Annotated in this window: 16 protein-coding genes; 8 read left to right on the forward strand and 8 right to left on the reverse strand. The window is 67.4% G+C overall.

What is annotated here, in order from left to right; genetic code table 11:
- The 3 genes from NR810_RS12890 to NR810_RS12900 form a co-directional block, all read right to left on the reverse strand.
- Positions 1-238: alpha/beta fold hydrolase (locus tag NR810_RS12890; protein ID WP_257452048.1), on the reverse strand; the 238-nt coding region annotated here is incomplete at its 3' end.
- A complete protein-coding gene (locus tag NR810_RS12895) occupies positions 235-693 on the reverse strand; it encodes a hypothetical protein (RefSeq protein ID WP_257452050.1) in 459 nt (152 codons plus the stop codon). The genes NR810_RS12895 and NR810_RS12890, both read right to left, overlap by 4 nt.
- The gene (locus NR810_RS12900) at positions 690-2,369 is read right to left on the reverse strand and encodes an isovaleryl-CoA dehydrogenase (RefSeq protein WP_257452052.1); all 1,680 of its coding nucleotides are present in this window, start codon (positions 2,367-2,369) and stop codon (positions 690-692) included. The genes NR810_RS12895 and NR810_RS12900 overlap by 4 nt, the downstream gene beginning before the upstream one ends.
- Before the next feature lie 151 nt (positions 2,370-2,520).
- Here NR810_RS12900 and NR810_RS12905 point away from each other — a divergent pair, with 151 nt between their 5' ends.
- Complete coding sequence (locus NR810_RS12905; RefSeq protein ID WP_257452054.1) at positions 2,521-3,339, forward strand: intradiol ring-cleavage dioxygenase; 819 nt, start codon at positions 2,521-2,523, stop codon at positions 3,337-3,339.
- A gap of 13 nt (positions 3,340-3,352) precedes the next feature.
- On the opposite strand, the gene NR810_RS12910 is transcribed toward NR810_RS12905, so the two are convergent.
- Both NR810_RS12910 and NR810_RS12915 read right to left on the reverse strand, forming a co-directional pair.
- Positions 3,353-3,817, reverse strand: coding sequence for a dirigent protein (locus NR810_RS12910; protein WP_257452056.1), 465 nt, complete (start codon positions 3,815-3,817; stop codon positions 3,353-3,355).
- A 204-nt stretch (positions 3,818-4,021) separates the two neighbouring features.
- Entirely contained in the window at positions 4,022-4,714 is a 693-nt protein-coding gene (locus tag NR810_RS12915; protein WP_257452058.1) for a type 1 glutamine amidotransferase domain-containing protein, read from the reverse strand.
- 104 nt (positions 4,715-4,818) lie between these two features.
- Between NR810_RS12915 and NR810_RS12920 the strand changes: the two genes are divergently transcribed.
- From NR810_RS12920 to NR810_RS12930, 3 genes are all read left to right on the forward strand, one after another.
- Entirely contained in the window at positions 4,819-5,724 is a 906-nt protein-coding gene (locus NR810_RS12920; protein WP_257452060.1) for a LysR family transcriptional regulator, read from the forward strand.
- A gap of 48 nt (positions 5,725-5,772) precedes the next feature.
- Positions 5,773-7,206: an aminotransferase class V-fold PLP-dependent enzyme gene (locus tag NR810_RS12925; RefSeq protein WP_257452062.1), complete on the forward strand. Its 1,434-nt coding sequence runs from the start codon at positions 5,773-5,775 to the stop codon at positions 7,204-7,206.
- A 73-nt stretch (positions 7,207-7,279) separates the two neighbouring features.
- Positions 7,280-8,785, forward strand: coding sequence for a S28 family serine protease (locus tag NR810_RS12930; protein ID WP_257452065.1), 1,506 nt, complete (start codon positions 7,280-7,282; stop codon positions 8,783-8,785).
- Positions 8,786-8,815: 30 nt separating this feature from the next.
- Here NR810_RS12930 and NR810_RS12935 read toward each other — a convergent pair whose 3' ends face one another.
- Positions 8,816-9,715: a LysR family transcriptional regulator gene (locus tag NR810_RS12935; protein ID WP_257452068.1), complete on the reverse strand. Its 900-nt coding sequence runs from the start codon at positions 9,713-9,715 to the stop codon at positions 8,816-8,818.
- Between the two features lie 151 nt (positions 9,716-9,866).
- On the opposite strand from NR810_RS12935, the gene NR810_RS12940 reads away from it, so the two are divergent.
- Together NR810_RS12940 and NR810_RS12945 are read left to right on the forward strand one after the other, a co-directional pair.
- Positions 9,867-10,436, forward strand: coding sequence for a hypothetical protein (locus NR810_RS12940; RefSeq protein ID WP_257452071.1), 570 nt, complete (start codon positions 9,867-9,869; stop codon positions 10,434-10,436).
- A gap of 55 nt (positions 10,437-10,491) precedes the next feature.
- On the forward strand, positions 10,492-11,460 hold the full coding sequence (locus tag NR810_RS12945; protein WP_257452075.1) for an alpha/beta fold hydrolase: 969 nt from the start codon (positions 10,492-10,494) through the stop codon (positions 11,458-11,460).
- Positions 11,461-11,462: 2 nt separating this feature from the next.
- Here NR810_RS12945 and NR810_RS12950 read toward each other — a convergent pair whose 3' ends face one another.
- A complete protein-coding gene (locus NR810_RS12950) occupies positions 11,463-13,061 on the reverse strand; it encodes an MXAN_5453 family MXYO-CTERM-anchored protein (protein ID WP_257452078.1) in 1,599 nt (532 codons plus the stop codon).
- Positions 13,062-13,218: 157 nt separating this feature from the next.
- Here NR810_RS12950 and NR810_RS12955 point away from each other — a divergent pair, with 157 nt between their 5' ends.
- On the forward strand, positions 13,219-14,658 hold the full coding sequence (locus NR810_RS12955; protein WP_257452081.1) for a glycoside hydrolase family 43 protein: 1,440 nt from the start codon (positions 13,219-13,221) through the stop codon (positions 14,656-14,658).
- A gap of 63 nt (positions 14,659-14,721) precedes the next feature.
- Here the strand turns inward: NR810_RS12955 and NR810_RS12960 are convergent, their stop codons facing one another.
- Positions 14,722-15,657, reverse strand: coding sequence for a hypothetical protein (locus NR810_RS12960; protein ID WP_257452084.1), 936 nt, complete (start codon positions 15,655-15,657; stop codon positions 14,722-14,724).
- 177 nt (positions 15,658-15,834) lie between these two features.
- Here NR810_RS12960 and NR810_RS12965 point away from each other — a divergent pair, with 177 nt between their 5' ends.
- Complete coding sequence (locus NR810_RS12965; protein ID WP_257452087.1) at positions 15,835-16,248, forward strand: hypothetical protein; 414 nt, start codon at positions 15,835-15,837, stop codon at positions 16,246-16,248.
- Positions 16,249-16,299 lie beyond the last annotated feature (51 nt).

Raw genomic sequence — 16,299 nt, forward strand, 5'->3', positions numbered from 1 at the left:
CGACGATGACCTCTCCGGTCTGCGGTACAACCGGCTTGCCGCTGCCACCGATGCCTGGGCGGTTGTACGCGAAGACGGTCCCCAGTGCGGACAGCGGCTCCAACACCCTGTGCCATCCCTCGATGGGGCCGCCGGCACCATTGACGAGAACGATGGTGGGGGAGCCCTGACCCGCGATGATGTACTCGAGGGCCTGCCCATGGATGCTGGCTTTCTGCTTCGGAGGAACAGGCTTCATGTCACTCCGATCTGGATCTCGAACGAGGTGGATGCGGAGTCCGCCGATGTCCATTCATGCCAGACTTCGCGGCTCTCTCCGCTGAACTCCCGCCGGGCCCGGGTGATTGCCTCGACGACTCCTCCGTAGCCCGCGCGAAGGCTCTCCTCGGAGAGAGGGCCTGTGTGCAGGGTGAAGAAGCAGGGGAATGGGTCGAGCGTGCGGACCGCGAATGCCCCCTTGTATCGGTCTGGATTGGCAACGGGCACACAGTAGTCGTGACGGAATCTCCTGCTCGGATCTCCATCACGTCCGTATGAGATGAAAATCCAGGGGCCCGTCGTCGTGAGGCCGTAGCGCTCGAGCTCGGCCATCATGATCGGCGTGAGCTTTTCGCCCCACTTCCCTATCTCTGGCACACTCAGGAATTCGCTCGCGGCGATGACTGTCATTGGGGGTACGACCTTGAAGCTCATGGGGTTTCGGCTCCTTCCTCGAAGGCGCGGTGGATGAGTGCATGCATCGGTACGTGGGCCGGCAGCGTGCCGAACGTCTGTCCGTGTGCACCGGCCAGACGCGACTCGCAGAAGGTGTCCGCGACCTGGGAGTTGCCAGCGCGGATGAGGAGCGAGGCCTGTAGCGCCAACGCGAGGCGCTCGACGATGAACCGCGAGCGCGATTCGAGCGTGCTCAGGTCGTCGAACTCCCTGGCCAGGCGTGCGGCTTCGGCGTCGAGCGCCGGATGCCCACCCCGGGCGGCGAGGATTTCGCCGAACAGGGCGTCGCGGCTGGCCGGCTCGCGCGTGACCGCGCGCAGCATGTCCAGACACTGGATGTTGCCGCTGCCTTCCCAGATGGAGTTGAGCGGGGCCTGCCGGTACAGCCGCGCGAGGTTCGACTCCTCGACGTAGCCGGCACCGCCGAGGCACTCCTGCGCCTCGTTGATGAAGGCGGGAGCGCGCTTGCACACCCAGTACTTGCCGATGGCCGTCGCGATACGGCCAAAGGCTGCTTCCCCGGCATCCCGGTGGCTCGCATCGACGGCCCGGGCCACGCGCGCGGTGAGCACGGTATGCGCTTCCGATTCGAGCGCCAGATCGGCGAGCACATTGAGCATCAGCGGTTGCTCGCTCAGCCACTTGCCGAAGGCCTTGCGGTGCCGGGCATGGTGGATGGCCTGCACGAGCGCCTGGCGCATCTGGCCGCTCGAGCCGATCATGCAGTCCTGGCGCGTCAGGGCCACCATCTCGAGAATGGTGGAGACGCCGCGGCCTTCCTCGCCCACCATCCAGGCGGTGGCGCCGTGGAACTCGACCTCGGAGCTGGCGTTGCTCCAGTCACCGAGCTTGTCCTTGAGGCGCTGGATGCGGATGGCATTGCGCTCGCCGTCCGGCGTGAAGCGCGGCAGCAGGAAGCACGACAACCCGCCCTCGGCCTGCGCGAGCACGAGGAACGCGTCGCTCATCGGTGCCGAGAAGAACCACTTGTGGCCGACGAGCGCATAGGGCTGCCCGGGTCCCCGGCTCCCGAGCTGATGTGCCCGCGTGGTGTTCGTCCGCACATCCGAGCCGCCCTGCTTCTCGGTCATGCCCATGCCGAGGGTGGCGCCACGCTTCTGGGCCGCGGGGATGAACCGTGAGTCGTAGGTGGCCGAGCTCAATCGTGGCAGCCATTCCCGGGCGAGCTCGGGCTGGCGGCGCAGCGCGGGCACGCTGGCGTACGTCATCGTCAGGGGGCAGCTCGTCCCCTGATCGGCCTGGTTGTGCAGATAGAACAGTGCCATGCGGGCCACGTGTGCACCGGGTCTGTCCTCGTGGCGCCAGGCGAAGTTCGGCACGCCATGGGCGATGGCCAGCTCCATGAGGCGGTGGTAGGCGGGATGGAACTCCACCTCGTCCAGGCGGTTGCCGTACCGGTCGAACGTCCTGAGCTTCGGCTTGTTCTCGTTGGCCACGAACCCGAGCTGCATCAGCTCTCCGCCCACGAGGGGGCCGTACTTCGCGAGCTCGGCTTCCGCCCAGGCACCCCCTTCCCGGGTCACCGCCTCACGCAACACCGTATCGGTCGCCCAGGCGTCATAGGTGAGCGGCGGGGCCTGATTGGTGACCTGGTGCGTGACGAAGCCTTCGGCGACGGATCGATGGTCGTTCATGGAGGGGTTCCTATCAGCTTTCCCGGCTCGCTCGTGGGGTCATGGGCGATCCTACGGATTTTTGAAATAAAGATGGAATTGCATGATTGGCGGCTTAAGAGGTTCTTAAGAAATGCCCCCTACGCTCGTTGGCCTCTTCAAGGGAGGCGACATGAGTGGCGATAACCACAATCACGACAAGGGTCTTGAGCACGATCTGCGAATCCTGGCGCGGAGGCAGGACCGCAGACAAGTCTTGCAGTGGATGGCGGGTGCCACGCTCCTGGTGGGTTGCGGCGTTGGCACCGAGGGCATCGGCATCGAGGGCGCTGGCGCCGAGGATGTTGGCTCCGACGGCCTGGCGAACTGCTCGACGATCCCGGAGGAGACCCAGGGGCCGTACCCGGGTGATGGTTCCAACGGGCCCAACGCGCTCACGCTGTCGGGCATCGTACGCGGTGACATCCGTTCCAGCATCGGCAGTGCGACTGGCACCGCGGCGGGCATCGTGCTCACGCTCAAGCTCACCCTGGTGAGCAGCACGCGGAGCTGCACCCCCCTGTCGGGATATGCCATCTATCTCTGGCATTGCGATCGCGACGGCAAGTACTCGATGTATGACCTACCCGCTCAGAACTACCTGCGTGGCGTACAGGCGACGGACAGCAACGGGGTGGTGACCTTCACCACGATCTTCCCCGGTTGTTACGCTGGACGAATGCCTCACATCCATTTCGAGGTCTACCCCAGCCTCGCGAAGGCCACCTCGGCTGCGAACAAGATCAAGACCTCGCAGCTCGCCTTGCCGGTGGAGGCGTGCAAGACGGTGTACGCCACCACCGGGTACACCACGAGCGCGAGCAATCTCTCCAGGTTGAGCTACGCCCAGGACAACGTCTTCAGGGATGGGACGTCCCTCCAGATGGCGAGTGTCACGGGCAGCACCACGGCGGGATACATCGCCACCCTGCCGGTGGCCATCCCGGCGTAGCACGGAGGCGGTTCTACTGCTTCGCCTTCAGGAACGTGAGCACCTGGGTGAACGTCCTGTCTCCGTTGGGGGTGGTGGTCAGCACTCCGCTCGCCCCCACATAGGCGCCCGTGCCACCGATGATCGGAATCAAGGAGGTGCCGGTCTCTGCCTCCCGGCCCGCGACGGTGATGGTTCCGTCGGCCAGGGTGAGCGTCCACTGGCACTCACTGAACTGGCCGGGCAGCGTCCGGACGCAGTAGCCGCTGTTGGAGCCAATGTTCTCCTTTGATGCGTTCAGCAACGGCTGATCAAAAACAAACATGTCGCCTGGAGAGTCCCCCGGCGCTCCCAGGTCCACCGGCGAGGCGATCCCACTACGGGCGTCGGCGATGGTGGTCAGCGTCCAGGACTCCTCCGCATGGGCGTTATCGACACAGCCCAGCATCGGCGTGGTCAAGGTCACGACACTCACGGTCACGAACAGCATCTTGCGCATCCGGTTCTTCCTCTGGTTTTGCCCGTCTTCGAGAGCAGCGGTCCGACGGAGGGTCCTCGCCGTATAGAGCCAGACTCGCGAGGACGCCAGCAGGCAGTCCAGATGGGGCGGTGTGACGTCGTCCCGACATGTCGACGTCAGGTGGGTGACATGTCGGAACCCCGGCGCTGACGTGTCGGCCCCTGGCTTCATCGTGCTTCCTTGCTACCTCTCGCGCAGGGCCGCGAGCACCTCGCGCGCGGCGGCCGTGGACGACGCCGGGTTCTGCCCGGTGACGAGCCGCCCGTCGCGTACCGCGAAGCTGCTCCACAGCGGGCCGGACTCGTACCGGGCGCCCAACTCCCGCAGCCGGGTCTCCAAGGGGAAGGGGACGATCGCGTCGAACTTCGCGGCCTTTTCCTCCGCGTTGGAAAAGGCCGCCACGCGCTTGCCCGCGACGAGTGGCTTGCCATCCGGACCCTTGACGCCCACCAGCGCCGCCGGCCCGTGGCAGACGGCCGAGATCACCGCGCCCCGTGCGTACGCCGCCGACAGCAACTGGTGCAGGGGCGAGTGCGTCGCCAGATCCCACATCACGCCGTGTCCGCCCACCACGAAGTAGGCGTCGTAGGTGTCCTGGACCTTCCCGAGCACGAGCGTGTTCGCGAGCTTCTTCGTCGCCTGGGGATCGGCGAGGAAGGCGCGTGTGGCCTCGGACTCCTCCTTCTGGCTGCGAGGGTCCGCCGGGGCCTTGCCCCCGAGAGGCGAGGCGATGTCCACCTGAGCGCCGGCCCGGGTGAACTCCGCGTAGGGAGCCGCCAGCTCCTCCATCCAGAATCCCGTCTGCTCTCCCGTGTTTCCGAACTGCGAGTGGCTGGTGACGATCAGGAGGATCTTCACGGCCGTCAGTGCCTTCATGGTGTGTGCTCCTTCGCAAGCGCCCCGCATGGGGGCGATGGGCGAAGGAGTACCGTCCCCCCGGGCTCAAGAAAACCAGGAGCGTCTTCGCATAATGTGAAGCCATGCTTGGCAATCACGAAGCACTGTGGACGCTCTGGGAGGTGAGCCGCGCGGGGACCCATGCCGCCGCGGCCGCGCGGTTGGGAATCACGGCCTCCGCCGTAGGTCAGCAACTCAAGGCGTTGGAGCAGCGCCTGGGCGTGGTGCTCTTCGAGCGGGTGGGGCGCCGGGCCCGGCTCACCCCCGCGGGAGAGGCCCTCGTCGAACGCTTGAGGGAGCACCTGCCCGCCCTGGACGCGGCGCTCGAGGAGGCGTCCGAAGCCCAACGCGCGGTGCGTGGCGAGGTGTCCCTGGGAGGTCCCTGGCCCTTCTTCCGGTTCTGGCTCCGCCCGCGCATGCCCGCGTTCCTGGAGCGTCATCCGGAGCTGCGGCTGAGCGTCCGCTTCGACGTGCCGAGCCTGCTCGCGCGCCGGCTCCTGGCGGGTGAGGTGGATCTGGCCATCATGGGCCTGTTGCCAGAGGCACCGGGGTTGGAGGTGCGGCGCATCGGGCAGGAGGAGTTCGTGGCGGTGGCAGCGCCCGCCTACCTGGGGCGGTGGGGAACACCCCGGAGCGCACGCGAGTTCGCGGCCCATCGCTTCATCGCGTTCGACTCCGACCTGGCCATGCTCGCACCCTGGTGGCGGGCGGCCTTTGGTCCGAAGGAGCCGCTGCCCGAGCAGGTGGTGTGCCGCATCGCCAACCTGGACGAGATGTTGGCGCTGGTGGAGGCAGGGGCGGGCCTCGCGGTGCTGCCCGACTACCTGGTGGAGGCCGCGGTACGCGAGGGCAGGGTCGTGACGCTCGCGCCGGAGTCTGGCCGGCGCTCCCTTCGGCGCCCTCGCGGCACGCTGTGGCTCGCATGGCGCCGGGCCGCGGCTCCCACGGCCCGCTTCCTCGCCGTGCGCGACTGGCTCCTGGAGGGTTAGTGTTGTATCCACCCGAGCCTGATTGTCTCGGTTTACGAGAATTCTTGTATGCTTGAAGACTGGGAGCGTCACTTCGAGGGTTTTCGGTCCGGGATCATCGGGATTGAGCTGCGTTACGACGGACCGATGGGGACCCGGCCGCTGCTGTATGCGGACTGGATGGCCACGGGCCGCCTCTATGGTCCGATTGAACAAACATTGCTCTCGGTGGCCGCGCCGTTCTACGGCAACGTCCACTCGAAGAGCAGTTGCGTGGCGGAAGTCTCCGAGGCCTTGTACGAGGAGTCCCGCGAGCGGATCAGGTCCGCACTGAATGCCGACGAGCGTTACGCGCTGCTCCTGTGCGGTCAGGGGATGACCGCCGCCGTCAACAAGCTGGTGCGGCTCTTGCGATGGTCCGCGCGTGAGGAGCACGAGCGGCCGGTGTTCTTCACCAGTCACCTGGAACACCATTCGAACCTGCTGCCCTGGCTGGAGTGTGGCGCGGAGGTGCGGGTCGTGCCTCCGGATCGCCACGGTGACCCGGACCTGTCGGCGCTGGAAGACCTCCTCCACGCCACCCGCCACCGCCCTTGGCGGGCGGGCGCTTTCAGCGCCTGTTCCAACGTGAGTGGCAGGAAGGTCGATGTCGGGCCGCTCGCCCAACTGCTTCATGCCCATGGCTGCCCCTGCTTCGTGGATCACTCCGCCCACGCCAGTCATGCCTCGGTGAGCGTGCGGGCCGGCTCGGGGGAGTGGTTCGACGCCGTGTACTTCTCGGGCCACAAGCTTCTCGGTGGGCCGGGCAGTCCTGGAGTGTTGTGCGTGAAGAAGGAGCTGATCGCGAGCCGCGTCCCGGACGAGCCTGGCGGCGGTAGCGTCAAGTGGACCGACCCGTGGGGCGGACGCTCCTACGTCGACGACATGGAGGTGCGTGAATCGGCCGGCACGCCCGGCGTACTGCAGGCGATCCGATTGGCGATGGCCTTGCGGCTGAAGGAGAAGATGGGAGAGGCGCCCATGGCCGCGAGGAATGGCCGGCTCCGTTCACGGCTGCTCGAAGGGCTGTCCTCGGTGGAGGGCCTTCAACTCCTCGACGCGAAGCATGGTGGTCCGGCACCCGTGGTGTCGTTCTGGTCCGAACGGGTTCATCACCACCGCTTCGCCCGCCTGTTGAGCGACCTGCACGGCGTGCAGGTGCGCAGCGGATGCTCGTGTGCGGGCACGTACGGTCACGTGTTGCTCGGCATCGATCGGCCCCGGTCGCGAGAGATCTGCGAAGCGATCGAGCGCGACGATTTGTCGGCCAAGCCCGGCTGGGTCCGGGTGTCACTGCACCCGACCAGCTCCCTCGCCGAGGTCGATGCCATCGTCGCGGCCATTGGCGAGGTCCAGGGCGATTCGCGCCGCCATGCGAACGATGACTACGACGCCGTGTCGGACCGTCATGCCAGCCCGGCGTACGGCGACATCGGAACGCTGCTCAGGCGCTGTTTCGAGTGAGCGCTGTCGCGGTCCTCACTTGCGTTTCACCCATTCTCCGCGGAACGTTGGCCGTTCCAAGGAGAGAACACACGTGAGACGTTTGAGCATGGGACCCTGGCTTCGCCCGCTCATGGGACTGCTGGGGGTAGCACTGCTGCCCGCCTGCGAGAAGACTCCTCCCCCGGGGCCGGAGATTCCCGTCTGCAGTGAACCGGGCATTCCAGGGATGGAGCTCCAGACGCAGGTCCGCCCCGGGCCCGTGAGCACGCAGGCCACGGTGGACATCCGTACCCAGCTCGAGTCCATCCCCGGCCTCACCATCCTGGATGAAGAGCAGGTGGACGGCTTCCGGTTCTTCACGCTGGACTTCGAACAACCGGCGGATCACTCCAACCCCCAGGGGGAGCGCTTCCTTCAGCGTATGACGCTGTTCCACAGCTCGGGGGATGCCCCCATGGTGATGGACACGGAAGGGCAAGCCATCTTCGCGGAGCCCATCGCCGCCGAGCCCGTCTATCTCCTCGGCGCCAACCAGATCACCGTGGAGCACCGCTTCTACGGCACCTCGCGGCCAGCCTCGGGCGACTGGAAGCTGCTGACCATCGAGCAGGCCTCGGCGGACTTCCATCGCGTCGTCGAGACCTTCAAGCCGATCTATGGCGCCCGGTGGTTGTCCACGGGTGTGTTCAAGGGAGGCACGGCCGCCATCCTCCACCGCTTCCTCTACCCGGACGACGTGTATGCCACCGTGCCCTACGCGCTGCAGCACAGCCTGGGGCTGGAGGACGAGGCCCCTGGGCGTGCACTGGCCCAGGTGGGCGACGAGGCCTGCCGGCAACGGCTGGCGGGTCTGCAACGGGCCGCCCTGGAGCGACGCGAGGAGCTGCTGCCCTTCGTGGACGCGATGGCGGGCGAGGGCGTCCGCTTCGATGTCCTGGGCCGGGACCGGGCCTTCGAGTTCGCCGTGGTCGAGATGCCTTTCAACTTCTGGCAGCGCTACGGGCTCGCGGAGTGGAATTGCGACAGCCTCCCCGCTCCCACGGCACCCGCCAGGGAGCTCTTCGACTTCGTGAGCTACGTCGGGGACCTCGCCTACCTCTTCTCCGATGATGGATTGGAGCTCAATGCTCCGCTGCGCTACCAGTACGCCACGCAATTCGGATCGCCCCGTTACCCCGAGGAGCACCTGCGGCCGCTGCTGCGCCATCCCGGTGAGCACGAGGTCACCCGCTTCCCTCCCCAGGGGGTCGAGAAGCGTTTCGATCGTCAGCTCATGGAGCGGGTGGAGGCGTGGATGCGCAATGACGCGCAGCGAATGCTGCTCGTTCATGGCTCCCTCGACCCGTGGACCGCGAGCACCTTCGACGTGAACGTGTGCAAGGGCGCCTACCGCCTCGTCGTCCCGGACAGCATCGGCTTCTACGGCGTGTTGGGAGAGCTGAACGAGCCCGCGCGCGGCTTCGTGTTCGGCAAGCTGTCGGAGTGGGCGGGCGTGCCGGTGCGGGAGCAGTCCTCCAATCCCTTCCAGCGCCGCCAGCTCGAGTCCCGGTGGCGTGCGAAGGCGGAGCGCTGGCCGAGGCTCCGGACCGCCCGGTAGTGGCTCACGCCGCGGCGAGCCCGCTCCCTCTCACGTCTCGACTCCATTCCGGGCGAGCTCCTCGGCCAGGAATTCCACGAAGGCCCTCACCTTGGGCAGGGCCTGGCGGGATGGCAGCGAGAGCGCGTGGATGGGGCGTTGCTCGCACGCGGCGTCTTCGAGCACCTCCACGAGCTGCCCGGCGGCGTGCGCTCGGGCCATCATGAAGTCGCAGACCCAGGCGAGCCCCGCACCGCTCACGGCCAGGTCGATCAACGCCTCGCTGTTGTTCACCACGATGCGCCCATGGGGCGGGAGCTCCCGGACCCGGCTCCGATCGCGGAGCCGCCACGGCATCACCCGGCCGTGCAGCGAGAGCCCGAGGCAGTCGTGGCGCGAGAGCGCCTCCACGGTGCGTGGCGTGCCCTTGCGCTTCAAATAACCCGGTGCGCCGCAGATGCGCATCCGGGTCCGTCCCAGCTTGCGCGCGATGAGCCCCGAGTCCTCCAGCGCACCGAGGCGAAGCGCGACGTCGATCCCCTCGGAAGTGGGATCCAGGGGATGATCCCGCAGGTGGAGCTCCACCCGGACCTCCGCATGCCGTGAGACGAATCGCGTGAGCGCTGGCACGAGGACGTGGCGGCCGAGCACCGTGGGCACCTCCACCCGCAGCAGCCCGGCCGGGCGCTCGCGCAGGCTCGACACGGCATGCTGCGCCTCCTCGAGCTCCCGGAGCGAGTCACGACATCGTTCGAAGAAGACGCGTCCGTCCTCGGAGAGCCGCACCGCGCGCGTGGTCCGGTGGAGCAGCCGCACACCGAGCTCCTCCTCGAGCCATGCCACGCGCCGGCTGAGGGCCGAGGGACTGAGCCGCAGCCGTCTGGCGGCGAGGGTAAAGCTGCCGAGCTCCGCGGCCTTCACGAACGCCTCGATGCTTCCGAGTCGATCCATGGCGCGCAGCTTCGCACATCATTGATGCGTGCGACGCACAGGTGTCGTGCGTCGTCGTGGCTACCCCGAGGGGCTCGCGCGGATTAACCCAATCCCATGACCCTTCGCGGCGCGCATCTCGTGCGCCATGGGACGACGAGGTGACCTGATCATGAAAGACGCTCCTGCTTCGAACCCGCACGCGCGGACACTGCTGCTCGGAGGACTCGCGACACTCGGCGTGTTCGCGGCGCACCATGTGTACGGCGCCGTGCGGTACGACACCCCGTGGCGACACCATGCGGCCGTCATGGCCTTCTGGGCGGCTCTCGTCCTGGTCTCCGCGTTCCTCGTATACCGTCGGCACCCGGGCACACCGGCTGGCCGGCTCGCGGGCTGGGCCCTGGCCGCGTTCTCCCTGCTGTTCCCCGTGCTGTTCATCGGCCTCTACGAGGGCCTGTACAACCACGGGATCAAGGACGTGCTGTTCCTGGCCGGCGCCCCTCGCGAGCTGCTCCTGCGTCTGTTCCCACCTCCGGCGTACGAGATGCCGAACGACGTGGGATTCGAGCTCTCGGGCGTGCTCCAGGTGCTCCCCGCCTGGTTCACGGGCCGCGTGTGGCTCCGGTTCCTCCGAGCACTGCGCACCGGCTCCAGGAGCAACGGGCGGGAGTCATCGCCCGGTTTTCGTCCCGCGCGAATGCCGGGCTCGTACGAGAACAGCGGCTCGCGGCAGGGGTGAACCCTTCTCTTCCTGGCGTTGACAAGGGGGGTGGACACCGCCTGCACTGCCCCGCATGACCGAACCACGCCACCGTTTCGTCGATGCGAAGGGTCTCCGGGTGCACCTCGTGGAGGCGGGACCCGAGAAGGGCCCCGTCGTGCTGCTGTGCCACGGCTTCCCCGAGAGCTGGTACTCGTGGCGCCATCAGCTTCCGGCGCTGGCCGCGGCGGGCTACCGGGTGGTGGCGCCGGACATGCGCGGCTACGGGCAGACGGACGCTCCAGCGGAGGTGCACGCCTATACGCAGTTCCACCACGTGGGCGACATGGTGGGCGTGCTCGACGCGCTCGGCGTGGACAAGGCCGTGGTGGTGGGCCATGACTGGGGCAGCCCGGTGGCTTGGAACTCGGCGCTGTGGCGGCCCGATCGCTTCCGCGCCGTGGCCGTGCTGGGTGTGCCGTGGGCTCCTCGTGCGCCCCTGCCGACGACGAAGGTCCTCGAGCAGGCTGTCGGCGACCAGTGGTTCTACTTCCTCTACTTCCAACGGCCCGGCAAGGCCGAGGCCGAGCTGGATGCGAACGTGCGCACGTTCCTGCGCGGCTTCTTCTATTCGCTCTCGGGCGAGCCGCCGTTGCAGGTGCTGCGAGGCCTCGCGGGTGGGCCCAAGAGCGGCACCATGCTCGAGCACCTGCTTCAGCCGGACGTGCTCCCGTCCTGGCTCACCCAGGAGGACCTCGACTTCTACACGGCCGAGTACGAGCGCACGGGCTTCCGCGGCGGGTTGAATTGGTACCGCTGCGCGGATGCGACCTGGGAGCTGTCTCGGGCGTGGGATGACAGGCGCATCGAGCAGCCGGCGCTCTTCATCGCGGGAGAGCGCGAGCCGGTGCTGGCCATGCAGCCCGGCGCCCTCGAACTCCTGCGGCAGAACATTCCCGGGCTGCGCCGCACCCTGATGCTTCCGGGATGCGGCCACTGGACCCAGCAGGAGCGCCCCGTCGAGGTGAACGCGGCGCTCCTCGAGTTCCTGGCGGGGCTGTGAGGCTACCCCTTCAGCCTGGCCCTGTTCTTCCGGGAGACCATCAGCCCCAGGAGCAGCCACGGCCAGATCGCCGCGAGTGACGTCGACTGGCAACCGCAGCCGGTGTCAGGGGCCTCGGCATCAGGTCCCCGCGTGCCCGCGTCGGATCCTCCCGCTCCAGCGTCGGGCCCGCCCGAGCCCGCATCCGGCTCACCCGTTCCAGCGTCGGATCCTCCCGCTCCAGCGTCGGGCTCACCCGAGCCCGCATCCGGCTCACCCGTTCCGGCGTCGGGCCCGCCCGAGCCCGCATCCGGTCCTCCCGTTCCCGCATCGGGCGGCTCGGGTGCGAGCGAGGACAGCGCGACGTACACCCCGGTACCCCACTCCTCCTGGTCGTCATCCGGTGGTGTCAGGCCCGCGGTGAAGGTGACATCTCCGCGCTCGTTGATCATGGTCGACCCTCCGAATACGGGATTGCTGGCCGTTTCCTGATCCAGGCGCGCCTCGCCGAGATCCGACGGGACGAGGTCGTGCTCGGTCGCGACGCGCTTCATCGACTCGCCATCGCTCACCCACACCGCGCGCAGGGCCGAGTCGTCGATGGCCCGGAAGGCGGTCAATCCCCTGTCATTGAGATCCGGGGGAAAGGACTCCACGGTCCGGATGCGATCCCGTCCATCCTGCGCGAGGACCTTCAACCCGGTGCCGTCCCACAGCCAGAGCGTGGAGAGGTTCTTCCCCGCCGGGTCCTTCGCCGTTCCCAGGAAGGCCACCTGTCCCTTGTTGTTGAGGGACGGCGCCACCGAGGCGAACCGGTAGATGGGCGATGACGGTTCCAACCCTCGTGTCGCCGCGATGCGCCGCGAGGTCCCGTCCGCGTTCCAGACTCGCAGCTCCTGGAAGTACTCGGACGAGATCGGGGCGAGATCCGCCACTCCGATCATCTGGCCCAGATCGTTGAGGTTGGGAGAGTAGAGGAACAGGTAGGGGCTCTTGGCATCGACCGATTGCTCCCGGGCCACGATGCGCGTCTCGAACCCGTCATTCCCAGGCGACACCAGGGCATGGATCCGGCCCAGGCCGGAGAACGTGGCCCGGAATCCGATCTGCCCCGCCTCGTTGAGCGTCACGCTCGACCAGCCCGAGACGCCCAGGGGCTCGCGGATGATCTGGACCTTGTCCGGTGCCGACACGTTCAACAGGTAGATGCCGCTCTGGGTGACATCATTCGTGCCCGTGACACTGAAGGCGAGCCCTCCCGCCGAATTGATGCTCGGGTCCCCCGTGCTCACTTCGGTTCCGAAGTCTGGCATCTGGTAGATGCGCTCGCCCCGGCCATCTCCGCCCCACCAGACGCTGGAACGCTTCTCGGGAGTGATCGCCAGCCGGAAGGCCACCTTCCGATCGGACGTGATGGGAACCTGCAGGCTCCCCGCCAGGAGGTTTCCTGGCTCCATGTTGTAGGCGCCACCCTTGTTCCCCGGCAGGTTGGTCCGTGCCTGGAGTTGCAGGGTGTAATCCGGCAGCTCGGCCCGAGCGGGCTCCGCCAGCAGGAGACACCCCAACACCACTCCCTGGAGCCCGGCCAGCTCCCTGCGCTTCTTCCTCGTCTCTTCTCTCATGGTGGAGTCGTGGTACCCCACGAGGATCCCCGTCACAACCGTTTGCTGCTGAATCAAGGTAAACCATGTCTTAGCTGTAAAAATGGACAGGCCGGTTGCTTCATGGTTCAAGCCCGTTGCTCCCATTCGAGACCTTGGGAACTGGAGGCTGTTCTTCATGAAGAATCATCAACGCATCGCGGCCCTGCTGCTCTCGGGCGCCGCTACGGTGTGGGGTGCTGGCTGCGGCGTCGAGCCCGGTGATGTGGAGGGCTTCACCAGCGAGCCCACGGGTTTCACGAGCGCGGAGCTCGCGTGCTCCACCCGGATCATGTACGGCAACACGTGGATCCACCCCGGGCACCCGGAGATGTTCGACGTCGCGGATGGCCTGGTGACGTGGGACGGCACCTGCATCAACGAGGGCACCAACTCCTACGCCGTGCTCTCCAACGGGTGGAAGCCGTACTTCACCGGGCACAACGCGTGCGTGATGTCCTTCGACACCAACTGCGCGGGCGCGACCGCGTGCAAGACGCGCGTCACCTATGCCTCGTCATGGATCCGTGCGCACACGGGGACGTATGACGATGCGGCCGGGCGCGTGTTCTGGAACCGCGCGTGCACCAACGAGGGCACCAACTCCTACGCCGTGCTCTCCAACGGATGGAAGCCGTACTTCACCGGGTCGAACGCGTGCGGCATGTCGTTCATGTACTCGGGCTGCGGGGGCCTCTACCAGAATCCGGTGTTCCCCAATGACTGCGCGGACCCTGGCGTCATCCATGATGGGACCCAGTACGTCGCGACCTGTACGTCCGGCGGGGCCGCCGACGCGTTTCCGATCCGGACCTCGCCGGACCTGGTCCACTGGACGTACGCGGGCTCCATCTTCCCCGCGGCGAGGCGGCCGTCGTGGGCCTCCACCGATTTCTGGGCCCCGGAGATCCACCGCGTCGGCACCCGCTACATCGCGTACTACACCGCGCGTCACGTGAACGGCGCGCTGTCGATTGGCGCCGCGACCGCGCCGAGCGCGCTCGGGCCCTTCACCGACCTGGGCCGTCCCCTGGTGCACGACACGACGATGGGGATGATCGACGCCACGGTCTTCACCGACACCGCGGGCAAGCGCTACCTGGTGTGGAAGGCGGATGGCAACGCGGTCGGCAAGCCGACGCCCATCTACGGCCAGGAGCTCTCGGCGGATGGCCTGTCACTCGTCGGAACCCGCCGGACGTTGATCACCAACGACCGCGCCTGGGAGGGTGGAGTCGTCGAGGCCCCGTGGGTCGTCGCGAGGGACGGCTACTACTATCTGTTCTACAGCGGGAACGCCTTCTACAACGGCACCTATGCCGTCGGAGTCGCCCGCGCGACCAGCCCGCTGGGTCCGTTCACCAAGGCCAGCGCGCCGATCCTCAAGACCGTGCCCGGCTGGGAGGGCCCCGGACACTGCTCGGTCATCAATACGCCGGCGGGCAACACGGTCATGGTCTACCACGCGTGGAATCAGGCCCACACCGCGCGCGTCATGCTCGCGGACACCGTCTTCTGGCGCGACGGCTGGCCGGTGGTGCCCCAGGCGCCGTCGGTGGGCTCTCGTCCCATGCCGTGAGCGCCAGCGGGTGAGGGTCCCCGCCTTCTTCTAGAGAAGGCGGGGCCGTCCCCACGAAACGGCTCAGGGCAGGCCGTTCACGTTGGCCGGGCCGCGCACCCCGTCATAGCCGTCATTGCCGTAGATGCCCCGGAGCATGCCGGTGGTCTCGAACTGGAAGGCGCGCGCGGCGGGGTAGCCGTCGCGGTCCACCGCCCCCTGGAAGGGCATGCTCGGGGTCAGCTCGAGCTCGAAGGAGCTCGTGTAGTCCCTGAGGCGGAGGCCATCGAACCGGATGGCGCCACTCGACTCCACCCGCAGGCCGAAGAAGAGCGTCGCGCCCGTCATGGCGTGAGCGACACGCTCCAACTGCTCGGAAGGCTCCCCCCCGAACTGGACGGTGACGGAGTTGGACTGCACGAACAGGAGCTTCCCCGCGCCCGAGAAGTCCTCCCTGGAGAGCGAAGAGGACTCGAAGCTGATGAGGAAGGGCACGCTCCTGCCCACCAGCTCATCGAAGGGGCTCGGTCCCATTGCCGGGCGCTCGCGCTCGGTGAACTGGATGGTGCCGGCGACCCAGCCGCCGTTGTCCACCTTGATGCCCACGTCCGCATCGCCACTGCCGGGAAGCTTGAACTGGAAGCGCACCTGGGAGAGCTGTCCCCTGGTCACGGAGAAGGGCAGGGGGTTGGGTGACAGCAACTGGGCCTGCACGGCCGTCCCGGGCGCATCCATGGCCTCCAGGTGCCAGTCGCCACCCAGCTGGACGGTGTAGAGCCCGGCCATGAGCGTCGTGTGCACGATGTCCGCCGACGTGTCCGTGAGGGTGACCGTCTGCGGCCCGGTGATGGTGAACGTCGCCCCCATCAGCCGGTAGTACCTGCCGTCCGGAGACGACGACGTCAGCGGGAGTTGCAGCGTGCCCGCCTCCTGCTCCACCGGTCCAACTCCTCCGACTTCCCCACCACAGGACACCACCAGGAGCGCGAGGACACACGCACCGAGATTCCAAAGTCGCACGAAAATTCCTTTCGGGAAGGATTCGCGAACCCTAAGAGTCCGAGAGAAGCTTGTCAAATGACGGGGGTTTGCTCACCCGGTGTGTATTCCGATCACATCTGGCGGGGCGCCTCGTCCGGAGCCCGTGCCACGGGCTCGTGGCGGGCTCGCGTAGGCTGGGTGTCACAGGGAGGCCGCATGACGCCCAGCCATCGCGAGTGGACGATCGATAGCAATACGCTCCACTTCGAGCCGCCTGATGTCCTCTGGGTGGAGTTCCGGGGGGTGCTCACCCTGCAAGGCGCCACCCGCATCGTGGACATCTACCGGGAGCTGGGCGAGTCACGACCCTTCTTCATGATGGCGGACATGACGGAGGCCGAACCGCTCGATCCGGAGACGGGGCGCTACATCAGCGAGCACGTCCGATCCCAGTGGCTTCAGGGCATCGTCTACATCGGGGCGCGACTGGTGCACAAAGCGTTGGCCCGGGGCATCGTCCTCGCGGCCCACCTGACCGAGCTGACGGACGAGAGTGCCCTGGCGAAGATCCACTTCGTCTCCACGAAGGACCAGGCCCAGGAGCTCCTCTTCCAACTGCGTGCGCGGTAGCACGTGCCGTGGCTCCCGGAATGAACGCTCCCTCCCGGAGTTGGGGGGCGC

It is taken from the genome of Archangium lipolyticum, assembly GCF_024623785.1.
GTDB classification, from domain to species: Bacteria; Myxococcota; Myxococcia; order Myxococcales; family Myxococcaceae; genus Archangium; species Archangium lipolyticum.